General features: G+C 72.0%; 11 protein-coding genes. 4 read left to right on the top strand and 7 right to left on the bottom strand.

The annotated features are described in order from the left end of the window. Positions 1-8: 8 nt before the first annotated feature. The 7 genes from ABIA38_RS10000 to ABIA38_RS09970 all read right to left on the bottom strand — a co-directional run bounded on the left by ABIA38_RS10000 (position 9) and on the right by ABIA38_RS09970 (position 7,844). Complete coding sequence (locus ABIA38_RS10000; RefSeq protein WP_424638145.1) at positions 9-1,133, bottom strand: ABC transporter permease; 1,125 nt, start codon at positions 1,131-1,133, stop codon at positions 9-11. Then, positions 1,130-2,812 (bottom strand): ABC transporter ATP-binding protein, encoded by a 1,683-nt coding sequence (locus tag ABIA38_RS09995; RefSeq protein WP_424638144.1) that lies wholly within the window; start codon positions 2,810-2,812, stop codon positions 1,130-1,132. Before ABIA38_RS09995 ends, ABIA38_RS10000 begins: the two co-directional genes overlap by 4 nt. A 7-nt stretch (positions 2,813-2,819) precedes the next feature. Beyond that, on the bottom strand, positions 2,820-3,914 hold the full coding sequence (locus tag ABIA38_RS09990; RefSeq protein ID WP_424638143.1) for a BMP family ABC transporter substrate-binding protein: 1,095 nt from the start codon (positions 3,912-3,914) through the stop codon (positions 2,820-2,822). A 642-nt stretch (positions 3,915-4,556) separates the two neighbouring features. Further along, positions 4,557-4,922, bottom strand: coding sequence for a cupin domain-containing protein (locus tag ABIA38_RS09985; RefSeq protein ID WP_331771510.1), 366 nt, complete (start codon positions 4,920-4,922; stop codon positions 4,557-4,559). Positions 4,923-4,991: 69 nt separating this feature from the next. After that, on the bottom strand, positions 4,992-5,717 hold the full coding sequence (locus tag ABIA38_RS09980; protein WP_424638142.1) for a FadR/GntR family transcriptional regulator: 726 nt from the start codon (positions 5,715-5,717) through the stop codon (positions 4,992-4,994). Between the two features lie 5 nt (positions 5,718-5,722). Then, positions 5,723-6,208, bottom strand: a complete 486-nt coding sequence (locus ABIA38_RS09975) for a VOC family protein (RefSeq protein ID WP_424638141.1) — start codon at positions 6,206-6,208, stop codon at positions 5,723-5,725. Positions 6,209-6,311: 103 nt separating this feature from the next. Then, the gene (locus tag ABIA38_RS09970) at positions 6,312-7,844 is read right to left on the bottom strand and encodes an aldehyde dehydrogenase family protein (RefSeq protein WP_424638140.1); all 1,533 of its coding nucleotides are present in this window, start codon (positions 7,842-7,844) and stop codon (positions 6,312-6,314) included. 352 nt (positions 7,845-8,196) lie between these two features. On the opposite strand from ABIA38_RS09970, the gene ABIA38_RS09965 reads away from it, so the two are divergent. From ABIA38_RS09965 to ABIA38_RS09950, 4 genes are all read left to right on the top strand, one after another. After that, entirely contained in the window at positions 8,197-9,534 is a 1,338-nt protein-coding gene (locus ABIA38_RS09965; RefSeq protein ID WP_424638179.1) for an amidohydrolase family protein, read from the top strand. A gap of 67 nt (positions 9,535-9,601) precedes the next feature. Next, positions 9,602-10,621: a zinc-dependent alcohol dehydrogenase gene (locus tag ABIA38_RS09960; protein ID WP_424638139.1), complete on the top strand. Its 1,020-nt coding sequence runs from the start codon at positions 9,602-9,604 to the stop codon at positions 10,619-10,621. 2 nt (positions 10,622-10,623) lie between these two features. After that, complete coding sequence (locus tag ABIA38_RS09955) at positions 10,624-12,057, top strand: FGGY-family carbohydrate kinase (protein WP_424638178.1); 1,434 nt, start codon at positions 10,624-10,626, stop codon at positions 12,055-12,057. After that, the gene (locus ABIA38_RS09950) at positions 12,042-12,431 is read left to right on the top strand and encodes a VOC family protein (protein ID WP_424638138.1); all 390 of its coding nucleotides are present in this window, start codon (positions 12,042-12,044) and stop codon (positions 12,429-12,431) included. The genes ABIA38_RS09955 and ABIA38_RS09950 overlap by 16 nt, the downstream gene beginning before the upstream one ends. Positions 12,432-12,462 lie beyond the last annotated feature (31 nt).

Here is a 12,462-nt window from a genome sequence, read left to right as displayed (position 1 = left end):
CTCCGGTCTCAGGCCGCGCCGGCGGTGCGACGGCGCCGCACCTCGGCGTAGGCGGCGGGAAATACCGTGGCCAGCACCAGCAGTGCGGTGACCACGGCGACGATGTAGCGCGGTACGCCGGTCGCGGACAGAAATCCGCCGCCCGCGCGCAGTGCCCCGAAGAACAGCGCGACCGGCACCGCGAGCAGCGGCTTGTCCCGGGCGACCAGCGCGACCAGCAGGCCGTCGAAGCCGACGTTGTCCGCGAAGCCATCCTGCATCCGGTGGCCGTTGCCGGTGAGCATCACGCCGCCGGCCAGGCCCGCGAACGCCCCGGAGACCAGGAGCGCGCCGCCGCCGATCAGTACCGCACCGACCCCGGCCCGGTGCGCGGCCTTGGGGTTGAGCCCGAGCATCCGCACCCGAAAGCCCAGTCGGCTGCGCACCAGGATCAGCGAGGTGCCCACGGCCAGGACCAGGGCGATGAAGATGCCCGCGCCGATGTTGAAGTCCGGGTATTCGCCGATCCGGGGCAGCCATACCGACTCGGCCAGCATGTCCGTCTGCGACGTGGTGACCTGGCCGGCCACCGCCTTCTCGCGCAGCAGATCGGGTGAGTTGACCGCGTACGACACGGCCTGGTTGGCGACGAAGATCAGCAGCAGGGTGCTGATCACCACGGCCACGCCGCGCCAGTAGAAGAGCAGCGCCGCGATCGCCGCCCACAACGCGCCGCCGACGGCCGCGCCGAGCAGGGCCAGGACCAGGACGAGTGGCCCCGGGCCCGGGGTGAACAGCGCGATCGCGGCGCCCACGGCGGCGCCGACCAGGAGTTGGCCCTCCTGGCCGATGTTGAAGATGCCCGCGCGGGCGGCGATCACCGAGCCGATCGCGACCAGGAGCAGCGGCGCGGCCTGGTCGATGCTCTGCCCGATGGCCGCGCCGTCGGCCATGCTGCCGTCGTACATCGCGCTCGCCGCGTCCCATGGGGATTTGCCGACCAGCGCGACCAGCAGGCCGGCCAGGACCAGTGCGGTGGAGAGGGAGAGCAGGTAGAGCAGTGGGGTGCCCAGGTCGGCGAGCGTGGGTCGGCGGCGGGCTCGGGGTGGTTCGGCGGCCACCAGGGCGGGTTCGGGAATCAGCGTTTGGGTCATGCCGCCTGACCTCCCATCAGCAGGCCGAGTCGCTCGGTGTCGACGTCGGCGCGGTCCATCTCGCCGACGACGGCGCCGCGGTGGATGACCGCGACCCGATGCGAGAGGGTGAGGATCTCGCCCAGTTCGGTGGACAGGAGCAGTACCGCGATGCCGGACCGGGCGGCGGCGTGCAGTCGCTCGGTCATGTACTCGATCGCGCCGATGTCCAGGCCCCGGGTCGGCTGGGCGGCGACCAACACTTTCGGTTCGGCGGCCAGTTCGCGGGCCAGCACCACCTTTTGCTGGTTGCCGCCGGACAGTTGTCGCATCGGGGTGTCCGGCGACGGGGTGGCGATCTCGAATTCCTCGATCAACTGGCGGGCGCGGGCCGCCATTCGGCGTCGGCTGAGCAGTCCTCGGCGGGTCACCGAGGCCAGGTCGGCCAGGGCCAGGTTCTCCGCGACGGTCATGTCCAGGACGCAGCCGGACACGTGTCGGTCCTCCGGGACGATGCCCACCCCGGCCGCGTGCATCGCACCCGGGCGGCCGGCCATGACGGTCGAGCCGCACACCTCAACCCGGCCGGCACTCAGCGGCAGCAGGCTGGAGAGCAGATCGCCCAGCGCTGCTTGGCCGTTGCCCTCGACGCCCGCGATGCCGAGGATCTCGCCCGCGCGCACCTCCAGGCTGAGGCCGCGCAGGAGCGGGCGTCGATCGGCGGCGCTCGCGTGCGCGTCGGTGATCCGCAGGCGGATCTCGCCCGCCGGCGGCCGGGGGTCGGGCGCGGGTGCCGCGACCGGTTCGCGCACGTCGAGCAGCGCGGTCCCGCCGGTGGGTGCGCCGGTGCCCGGCTCGATCAGCGCGTCCAGTGCACCGACCGCGGACGCGGCGGTCCACTTGGACAGTTCGCGGCCCACCATCTCCCGGGCCAGGGAGCGTACGTCGGTGTCGGCGGTGGCCCGGCGGGCCACCACGCGGCCCTGGCGCATGATGGTGACCCGGTCGGTGGCGTGCACGATCTCGTCCAGCTTGTGGCTGATCAGGATCACCGCCTTGCCCTCGTCGGCGACCACCCGGCGCAGCACGGTGAACAGTTCGCGCGATTCCTCCAGGGTCAGTACCGAGGTCGGCTCGTCGAGGATGAGCACGCCGGGGTCGCGGCGCAGGCACTTGACGATCTCGACGCGTTGCCGCTGGCCGGTGGACAGGTCCTCGACGCAGGCGTCGGGGTCCACCTCCAGGCCGTAGCGTTCGCCGACCTCGCGGACCAGGGTGCGGGCCCGGTCGCGGTCGACTCGGCCGCGGTCGCCGAGTACCACGTTCTCCCACACGCTGAGTCGGTCCACCAGGCTGAAGTGCTGGTGCACCATCGAGATGCCGTGCGCGGCGGCGGCCGAGGGGTCGGCGATCGTGGTCGGCTCGCCGCGCAGCAGGATCCGTCCGGTGTCCGGGACGACCAGGCCGAGCAGGATCTTCATCAGGGTGCTCTTGCCCGCGCCGTTCTCGCCGAGCAGGCCGTGGATCTCGCCGGCCTGGACACGCAACGAGACGTCCGCACACGCGCGCACCGCGCCGAACCGCTTGCCGATGCCGAGGAGTTGCACCACGGGTACGGGGACCACGGTGGGGGCGTCGGCCCGGTCGACGGCGGGCTCGGGCGCAGGCTCGGGTTCGGGCGCCGGGCGGGATGTGGTCACGGCAAGGTCACTTGCCCGCGGCGACGGCCTCATCGACCTTCACCTTTCCGCTGCCGATGTCCTGGATCAGCGTCTTGAGTTGCTGGTCCTGGTCACCGATGGGCTTACAGAGCTTGACGGTGGGCACCGGGTCCTTGCCCAGGTGCCATTCGCGGGCCACGCCCATCCGCAGCGTGCCCTTCTTGAAGTCCTCCAGGGCGCCGGCGAAGTAGGCGCCGGGGCTGAAGACCACGGACACCGCGTACTGCGGGCCGGGTGTACCGCAACGGTCCGTGCCGGGGGTGAGCGCCGGCACGCCCTTGTCGTTGGCCAGTTGGGTGACCACGTCGGTGGCGCCGCCGAGGTAGGGGTAGATCACCTTGACGCCCTGGCTGATCTGCGCCTGGGCGGCCTCCTTGGCCTTGCCCGAGTCGTTGAAGTCGCCGGTGTAGGTGGTCACCATCTCGGCGTCGGGGACGACCTTCTTGATGCCGGCCTCGAACGCCTTGGCCACGTCGCGGGCGAACTGGAGGTCGGGGCCGGTGACATAGCCGGCCTTCTTGCCGCCGTTCTCCTTGAGGATCAGTCCGGCGGCGTAACCGGCCACGTAGAGCGACTCGTTGATGTAGTCGAGGGACTGGGTGAACTCGGGGGTCTGGGTCACGCCCTGGCCGCCGCTGATGTACCACGCGGTGCCTTTGCACTGCGGTTCCTTGGCCGCGCTGAGCGCGTCCTTGAGCTCGCTGGCGCCGATCGCGATCATGTCGACCTTCTGCCGACACAGGTTGCGCGCCTGCTGGACGGCGTTGGCCGGGTTGATCTTGTCGACCACGACCAGCTTCCAACCATTGGCGTTGGCGAAGGTGTTCGCCTCGTCGACGAAGCTCTGGTAGTAGCCCTTGTCCTTGGTGTCGCCGGGGCTCATCACCCCGATCACGACCTTGCCGTCCTTGTTCACGTCGGGCTCGTTGGCCGGGAGGGTCCCGGCTCCCGGCGCGCCTGCGCCGGCGGCGGCTGCGGCGGCGGAGGGGGACGAGGAGGAAGAGGAGCCACCGCCACAGGCGGTGACCAGCAGTCCCGGTATGATCACCGAGGCCGCGATGACTCGAACCATGTTCTTCATCGAGGGTCTCCAGACGAATCAGGGCACGGAACGCGGAGCGCCTGCGGCGGGCATCGTGGATGTGCCGCGCTCAGGTGCGGGGCGCCTGCGGGGCACGGCATACGCCCGGGTGTGCCAGCGCAGCGGCCAGTGGGTGAGCGCCCACGGCGGGCGCAACCGTTCAGCGGTGGGGCGGAGTTGGCTACGACGAGGGTGGTCGCTGTGGGCTGCGGCGGGCGCAACGACGGGCCGACGGTGGGGCAGTTGGGGACGGCGGTTTTGGGGTCGGTACGCGTCGCATGCGGCGGGCGCAACGGCTCGGCGGTGGTGCTGGGTTGCGTACGGCATTGGGGGTTGCTGCCCTGTGGGCGCAACGGTCGGGCGCTGGTGTGTAGTTGGGTGCGACGGAGTGGGTCGGTGGTGCCGGATGGGCAACGGTTCGGTGGTGGCCCGGAGTTGCTCATGGCGGTAAGGGGTCCCTCGCGGCGACCCGGCCGGTGGTCCCGGCGGTGCCTACCGCCCGTGAGACGGTGCGCGGCGAGCGCGACGGTTCGGTGGTGGTGCGGCGTTGCCTACGCCGGTGTGTGGGACGCAACTGTGGTGCGGTGGCGTCGAGTTGCTTGCGACCTTGGGGCGTTGGTATCCCGTGCGCGGAGGTCCTGCTCAGCCGTTGCGGTATTCGTCGCGGGGTGGGGTGAAGATGTCCAGGATCCAGGTTTCGCCGTGTTCGGGGTCGCCGATGAACAGGCTGTCGCCGTGGTCGCAGCCCTTGGGGGCCCAGTAGACGTCGCCGGGGCCGAGCACCTGGCGCTCGTCCGAGTCGATGCGGAAGTCCAGCTTGCCCTTGAGCACCATGCCGTACTGCTCGTGCTCGGGATGGTCGTCGTAGGGGGTGGGGCCGCAACCCTCGCGGATCCGCCACAGGGTCAGCATCATCTCGTCGCCGGTGTAGACCCGGCGCCGGAATCCCGGCTTGACCTCGACGAACTCGCTGTCGTCGAAGGCCCAGACGCGTTGTACCTCGCTCATGTCGGTGCCGTCCTCTCCGGTCGATTCACGGGGTGGTTCGTCGGACGGGTCGGCCTGGGGCCGACCTGGCTAGAACATCCGGGCGGTCATCTGCCGTTCCACCTCGCCGAGATGGTCGGCGGCGGCGCGGGCAGCGGCGTCGGGGGCGCCGGCGGCGACCGCGTCGGCGATGCCGCGATGCGAGCGGCAGGACTCGGCGATCACCTGGCGGACCGCCTCGGCGTTGCCCTCGGCGTCGAGCAGCGAGGCGAAGTCGCCGGACGCGAATACCGCGTCGAGCACCTTCGCGTAGAGCTCGCGCAGTGTGGTGTTGCCACACGCGCGGGCCAGCGCCGCGTGAAAGCGGCGGTCCTGGCGGCGGAACGCCTCCAGGGTCATCGACGGGTCGAAGCCGGCCGCGAGTTCGCCGATCTCGGCTCGCTCGTCGGGCGCGGCCCGGATGGCGGCGAGGCGGGCGATGGCCACCTCGGTCACCTGCCGTACCTCGAACAGTTCGGAGACCCGCAGTTTGCGGCCGTCCGCCGGGTCGAAGGACACGCCGGGCAGGCGCTCGGCGACGTAGAACCGGTTGCCGCGCTTGACCAGGCAACCGAGCGAGACCAGACCCTGGATCGCCTCGCGTACGGAGGTGCGGGCCACCCCGAACTGTTCGCACAGGGTGCGTTCCGGGGGCAGTTGGGCCCCCGGGCGCAGCTCGCCCTCGCGTACGCTCGCCAGGAGCGCGTCCCGGACCTCCTCGGAGATCGTGCGGCGCGCGACCTTGGCGAAGCGGATCCGCTCACCCGGTGCCCGCAAGGGCACTACGCGCCCGCCAGGGCCGCGAAGCGCTCGCGTTCGGCGTCCAGGTCGAGCGGGCGGATGATCGCCTGGTGCTCCTCGTCGCCCCAATGCGCGGGCGGGACCAGCCACATGACCTCGAATTCGAGGCCGTCGGGGTCCTTGGCGTACAGGCTCTTGTTGGCGCCGTGGTCGCTCGCGCCGATCAACGCGCCCGCCGCCACGAGGCGTTCGCGGGCCTCGGCGAGTGCGTCCAGGGTGGGTACCTCCCACGCGACGTGGTACATCCCCACGGTGCGCCGGCCGGCCTGCGAGTCGCCGGCCTCGGCGCCGATGGTGAAGAACGCGATGTCGTGGTGGTTCTCCGACGCGGGGGCCCGCATGAAGACGTAGCTTCCGGGCGGGCCGTCGATGACGGTGGTGAAGTCCAGCACCTCGTTGTAGAACCGGGCGGTCCGGTGTGCGTCGCGCACATAGAGCACCGCGTGGTTCATCCCGGTAACGGCCACGATCGGGCCTCCTCAGGGTGTGGGTCAGGCTGTTGGTCTGACAAACAGAAGGTATGAAGCTCGGTCAGGTGTGGTCATTGGTCCCGCAGCACAACCCCGCGCTTCACCCGCTGTGCACCTGGACGTTCACTGCCTTCGTCCGGGTGTACGCGTCCACGCCGGTCTTCGAGAAGCCGCTGGCCCGGCGCGGTTCGCCGCGTCCGCCGTTCATATCCGGCGCGAAGTGACAGTTCACATTGACCTCGCCGCAGTCCAGCGCGTCGGCGAAGCGGAAGGCGCGCTCGATGTCGCGGGTGAACACGGTGCCGTTGAGGCCGTAGCGGGTGCCGTTGGCCAGCGCGAGCGCCTCGGCCTCGTCTTGGAAGGGCATCGCGGCCAGCACCGGCCCGAACACCTCCTCCTGCTCCAGTTCGCAACCACGCCGCACCCGGCCGAGCACGGTCGGCGCTACGTATGTCGACCGCAGGCCGTCCGGAAGATCCGGTTTGCCCACCACGGACGCGTCGCCGGCGTCGAGTGCCCGGTGCACATAGCCGCGCACCCGGTCCGCGTGCCGCTCGTTGATCAGGGGGCCGATGAAGGTGTCCGGGTGCAGTGCGTCGCCGATCGGCAGCGTGGCCGCCGCCGCGGCAACGGCGTCCACCACCTGGTCGTAGATCGAATCCTGGACCAGCAGCCGACTGCCCGCGACGCACACCTCGCCCATGTTCACGAACGCGGCCATCATCGCCCAGCCCACCGCCTGGTCCAGGTCCGCGTCGGCGAACACCACGACCGGCGACTTGCCGCCCAGTTCCAGATGTACGGGGGTCAGGTTGCGCGCGGCGGCGGCCAGGACGTGTCGCCCGGTGTCGGTGCCGCCGGTCAGGCTGATCAGGTCGATCCTCGGGTCGGTGATCAATTGCTCACCGACGGTGGCTCCCGGGCCGAGCACGATGTTCAACACGCCCGCCGGCAGTCCCGCCGCGGTCAGGATCCGGCCCAGTTCGACCAGCGTGACCACCGCGTCGACGGGCGGCTTCGCCACGATCGAGCAGCCGGCCGCGAGCGCCGAGGCGATCCGCTGACTGCCCGTCATCAGCGGCCCGTTCCAGGGCAACAACTCGACCACCACACCGGCCGGTTCGCCGAGCCGTAGGGTCAGCAGGTCCGGTCCGCCGCCGGGCAGCAGCTCGGGCGGGAAGGACGAGCGGCGCAGGTCGCCGTGCGCGGTGCGGCAGATCGCGGCGGCGTACGAGAAGGCGTTGGCCGCCTCGTACACGTCGTTCGTGCGCGCCCCGGAGACCGCCTTGCCGGTGTCCATCGCCTCCAGTGCGGCCAGTCGGCCGGCGTCCGCGCGGATCGTGGCGGCGGCGGCTTCCAATACCTCCGCCTTGCGCGGACCGGGCATCCGCCGCCACGCCCCGGCGTCGAAGGACGTCCGGGCCGCGGCGATCGCGGCCTCGACCTCGACCTCGGTGGCGACCAGGTAGGACGCGGGCTGCCCACCCGTCGAGGGGTCGATCACCGGCCGGGCCGCGCCGTCGAACGACTCGCGGCCGCCGATCAGTTGCGGATACGGCTCCGTGCGCAGCCAGTCGGCTTGCAGCCGCTCGGTGGGCAGGGGCGGCGGTCCGTTGGTGCTGGTGTCGGACATCTGGGCAACTCCCTCGACGCGGCGGACGAACCTTGAGTGCCGGTCGGGCGCCGCAACCTGGAAGCCTCGCCCGACACGGCACGAAGCCAGGTTTTCCCCCGTCGCCCTGTGCTCGCATTGTGTCCCCGGCATGGAGCGGGCGTAGTTGATTGTGCTCCCGGCCACGATGCCGGCGGGCGATGCCGGGCCTAGTGTCCCCAGACATGGTGACTTGGCAGGTGAGGGCGAGATGAGCGACCCGGCGCCGGCTCGGCCGGCTCGGCCCGATGGGGCGGCACGGCCGGGTGGGCCTGGTGGGCCGGATAGGGCGGCTCGGCCGGACCTGTTGGTCGCGGGTGGTGACGTGGTCACCATGAATCCGCGCCGCGAGGTGCTGCTCGGCGGCACGGTCGCGGTCGCGGGCGGGCGGATCCTCGCCGTCGGCGCGACCTCGGCGCTGCGGGCCCGCTGGCCGGGCACCCCCGAACTGGACGCGAGCGACTGTGTCGTCACGCCCGGGCTGGTCAACGCACACCTGCATCAGACCGGCGATCCGCTGGCCCGTGCCCGGATCCCGGACGATCTGCCGCCGGGCGCCTCGGTCGACACCTGGGCGGTCCCGCTGCACGCCGCGCACCGGCCCGCCGACGACGAGCTCTCCGCGCTGCTGGCCGGCGTGGAGAGCGTGCGCAACGGCGTCACCACGATCATCGAGGCGGGCACCGTGGCGCATCCGCACCGGGTGGCCGCTGCGATGGCCGAGATCGGCGTGCGCGGTGGGATCGGCGCGTGGGGGTGGGATGTGCCGGGCGCGCCGTTCGCCGCGCCCGCCGCCGAGGTGCTGGACCGGCTGGCCGCGTTGGTCGCCGACTATCCGGCGGGTGGCCTGGTCGAGGGTTGGGTCACCCTGGTCGGGCACGGGCTGGCGTCCGACGAACTGCTGGTGGGGGCCGCCGAGTTGGCCAGGGCGAGTGGTGCCCGGATGACGATGCACCTGTCGCCGTCCAGTGCCGATCCCGACGACTACCTGCGCCGGACCGGCCGGCGGCCGGTGCTGCACCTGGCCGAGTTGGGCGTACTCGGGCCACACCTGCTGCTGGCGCACGCGGTGTGGCTCGACGATGCCGAGGTCGACGCGCTGTTGGCCGAGCGTACGGCCGTTGCCTACTGTCCGTGGGCATACCTGCGCCTGGGCCAGGGTGTCACCCGTGCCGGTCGGCATGCCGAACTGCTGCGGCGCGGTGGCCGGCTCGCGCTCGGCACCGACGCGGGCAATGCCGGGGACAGCGCCGACCTGCTGCGTACCGCCGCGCTCGCGGTCGGTCTGGCCAAGGACATGGCGCTCGACCCCACCGGCCCGGGTGCCGCCGAGGCCCTGGAACTGGCCACCATCGGCGGCGCCGAGGCGGTCGGCATGGCCGACCGGATCGGCTCGCTCGAACCCGGCAAGTACGCCGACCTGGTGGTCCACGACGCCACCGGCCCGCAGTGGACCCCGCGCGGCGACATCGCCCAGCAGCTGGTGTGGTCCGCCGACGGGCGCTCGGTGCGCGATGTGCTGATCGACGGTCGGGTGGTGGTCCGGGACCACGTGTGCGTCACGGTCGACGAGCGCGCGCTGCGCGTCGAGGCGGCGCGGGCGGCCGGTGGGTTGTTGGCGCGGGCCGGTGTGCCGGTGCGCTCGCGGTGGTCGACGGTGTCCGCGTACTGATCCCCCTTCTCTGTTGTTTGTCCCTTGTTTGTCCCTACTTCATTTCCCGCCAAGTCGAGGAGCCCTCATGCGCGTTGCCGTAGTCACCGGACCCGAGCAGGTCGATCTGCGTGAGGAGCCGGTACCCGAGGTCGGTCCGGACGATGTCCTGGTCCGCGTCGGCCGGACCGGAATGTGCACCATGGAGCGTCGGCTCTACCTGGGCACCAAACCGATCTACCCGGTCGCGCCCGGCCATGAGGTCGCGGGTGAGGTGGTCGCGGTCGGCGCGGCCGTGGCCGGGCTGCCCGGCGTCGCGGCGATCGGCGACACGGTCACCGTCGACCTGCTCACCCGCTGCGGTACCTGCACGTCGTGTCGGCGTGGCCGCAGTGCGCTGTGCAAGCAGCCACAGGGCGGCGCGCTGGCCGACGGGACCATCTCGATGGGCGCGGGCTTCGCGGAGTTCGTCAAGGTCAAGGCGTTGCAGGCGTTCCGTACCGGCTCCGCGCCGATCGCGCATGCCGCGATGGGCGAACCGTTGGCCTGCGTGGCCCATTCGGCTCGGCTCGGCGGGTTGCGGGCCGGCGATCGGGTCGCGGTGATCGGGGCGGGCTTCATGGGTCGGCTGCATCTGGCCCTGGCCCGGTTCAAGGGCGCGGAGTCGGTCGGCCTGATCGACATCAGCCCCGAACGGCTCGCCGAGGCGCGCGCGGCCGGCGCGGACTGGACCGCCACTCCGGAGGAGGCCGCCGCGATCGGCGGGAAGCAGGACCTGGTATTCGTCACGGCCGGCGCACCCGGCGCACTGGAGACGGCCTTGGCGTTGTGTGACGACGGCGGCACGGTGGTGTTGTTCGGCGCCTTCCCCAAGGACGTCGTCGCGGGCGTGGGACCGGACTTCGTGCACCACCACGAGCTGAGCATCGTCGGCGTCTACAGCCAGGAGCCGCAGGACTGGACCGAGGCCGCCGCGATCATCGGCTCCGGTCGACTCGGCGCCGAACTGGACGCGCTGGTCACCGCCACCTATCCGCTCGGCAAGGTGGACGCCGCATTCCGGCTGGCCGCCAACTCGCCGGTCTATCGTGTCCTCGTGGGCGGTTGAGCGTGGCCGGCCCGGCTCCCGTCGTCGTCGGCGTCGACGTCGGCAGCAACTCCGTACGCGCGCTCGCGCTCGACCCGGACGGCGCCGTCCTGGGCGGCAGCACCGCGGGCTACCCGGGTGCGGCCGGCTGGCAACCGGGGCACGCCGATCCCTATGCCTGGCTGGCCGCCACGTCGCAGGCGCTGGCCGAACTGCGTGCGCAGGTGCCGGGGGTGGCTCGGCCCGCCGCACTGTGCCTGGGCGGGCAGAGTCCGACCACGGTTACCGCCTCCGGCGCCGCGTTGACCTGCCGGCATCCGGCGGGGGTGACCGGGTCGCCGGTCGAGCAACATCACGCGCAGCACGCCGCGTTGCGGGCCGTGCACGGGCCCGAGGTACAGGCGTGGCAGTTGTACGACTGGCTGGCCGCGCGGTTCGGCGCGGAGCGGGCGCAGGCACGTTGGCCGGGTGATCCGACGCTGACCGACTACGGGCCGGTCGTGCCGACCGGGTCGGTGGTGGGCGCGTTGGGGACCGGGCATGATCTGGCGGCCGGTACCCCGTTGGTGGCCGGCGCGCAGGACGCGTATCTGGCGTTCTGGGCGGGCGGATTGGATCGGCCCGGGCGGGCGATGGATCCGGGTGGGCGGACGGGCGGGTTGGCGGTCGCGGTGGCCGCGGGCTCTCCGGCCGCCGATGCGTACGCGCTGCCTGCGGCCGTACCCGGGATCGAGATCGTCGGCGGACCGGTCGCCGCGCACGGGCTGATCCTGGAATGGCTGCGCGACCTGACCGGGCGCAGCGTACGCGATCTGCTCGCGCTGGCCGCCGAGGTGCCGCCGGGCGCGCGTGGCGTGTTGGTGCTGCCCTATCTGGAGGGTGAGCGGGCACCGCGCTGGGATCGCCGACTGCGGGCCGAGGTATACGGGTTGGGCTCGTCCGCGGGTCCGGCCGAGTTGGCCCGCGCGGTCCTGGAGGGCACCGCGTACGGTCTGGCGCACATCGCAACCGGGTTGGCCGCGCAGGGGGTTCGCCTGGAGACGCTGGTCTGTGCCGGGTCGCCGGCGCGCAGTCCGCTGTGGGCCTCGATCAAGGCGTCGGTGCTCGGCGTACCGGTCGAACTGCCGGCCGAGACCGATCTGGCCGCGTACGGCGCGGCGTTGGCCGCCGGCGCCGGGGCGCGCTGGTGGCCCGGACCGGGCGCCGGGCGGGCGGGCGATTGGCCGCGGCCGGCGATGACCGTGCTCGACCCCGAACCGCACCCCGCGTACGCCGCCGGGCTGCGTCGTTTCCTCGAACTGGGGGATGCGGCGCAGGGCCGGACAGCCGTACCTGTAACGGACGTTGCCACCCCCACCCCCACCCCCACCCCCACTCCCACTCCCACTCCCACTCCCACTCCCACTCCCACTCCCACTCCCATCCTCGATCAGGAGTCGTCGTGCCAAATCCGGTGATCTTCATGGACCTGCCCACCCCCGATGTGGAGGCCACGTCGGCCTTCTACGCGGCCTTGTTCGACTGGGAGTTCAAGCGGCGGCCCGCCGGCGAGTTCAGCGAGGTGCTGCCGGGCGTCAAGCCCAACCTCGGCATCCGCCGCGAGTCGCGCCCGGCGGTCGGGCCGGTGCCGCGCATCTACGTCATGGTCGACGAGCCGCCGGTCTACCTGGACCGGGCGGTCGCGGCCGGGGCGAGTGTGTTGTGGGAGGAGAAGCCGTGGGCCGAATTCGAGGCCCGCTACGCGGCGTTCCGCGACCCGTGGGGCAACGAGGTCGTGCTGTGGCGCGACAAGGGCACCTACTTCACCCACGGGCACGCCCACCAGGTCTGACCCGTCGTCCCTCTATATCCATATCCCGTTT

It is taken from the genome of Embleya sp. AB8 (assembly GCF_049739465.1).
Lineage (GTDB): Bacteria > Actinomycetota > Actinomycetes > Streptomycetales > Streptomycetaceae > Embleya.
Note: the sequence above shows the minus strand (reverse complement) of the source record. Positions and strands in the feature narration are given on the sequence as shown.

What these genes read in the sequence shown, in the direction of transcription:
- ABIA38_RS09965 (WP_424638179.1), top strand. Translation starts at nt 8,197, where the DNA reads ATGAATCCGCGCCGCGAGGTGCTGCTCGGCGGCACGGTCGCGGTCGCG.
- ABIA38_RS09970 (WP_424638140.1), bottom strand. Translation starts at nt 7,844, where the DNA reads ATGTCCGACACCAGCACCAACGGACCGCCGCCCCTGCCCACCGAGCGG.
- ABIA38_RS10000 (WP_424638145.1), bottom strand. Translation starts at nt 1,133, where the DNA reads ATGACCCAAACGCTGATTCCCGAACCCGCCCTGGTGGCCGCCGAACCA.
- ABIA38_RS09960 (WP_424638139.1), top strand. Translation starts at nt 9,602, where the DNA reads ATGCGCGTTGCCGTAGTCACCGGACCCGAGCAGGTCGATCTGCGTGAG.
- ABIA38_RS09985 (WP_331771510.1), bottom strand. Translation starts at nt 4,922, where the DNA reads ATGAGCGAGGTACAACGCGTCTGGGCCTTCGACGACAGCGAGTTCGTC.
- ABIA38_RS09990 (WP_424638143.1), bottom strand. Translation starts at nt 3,914, where the DNA reads ATGAAGAACATGGTTCGAGTCATCGCGGCCTCGGTGATCATACCGGGA.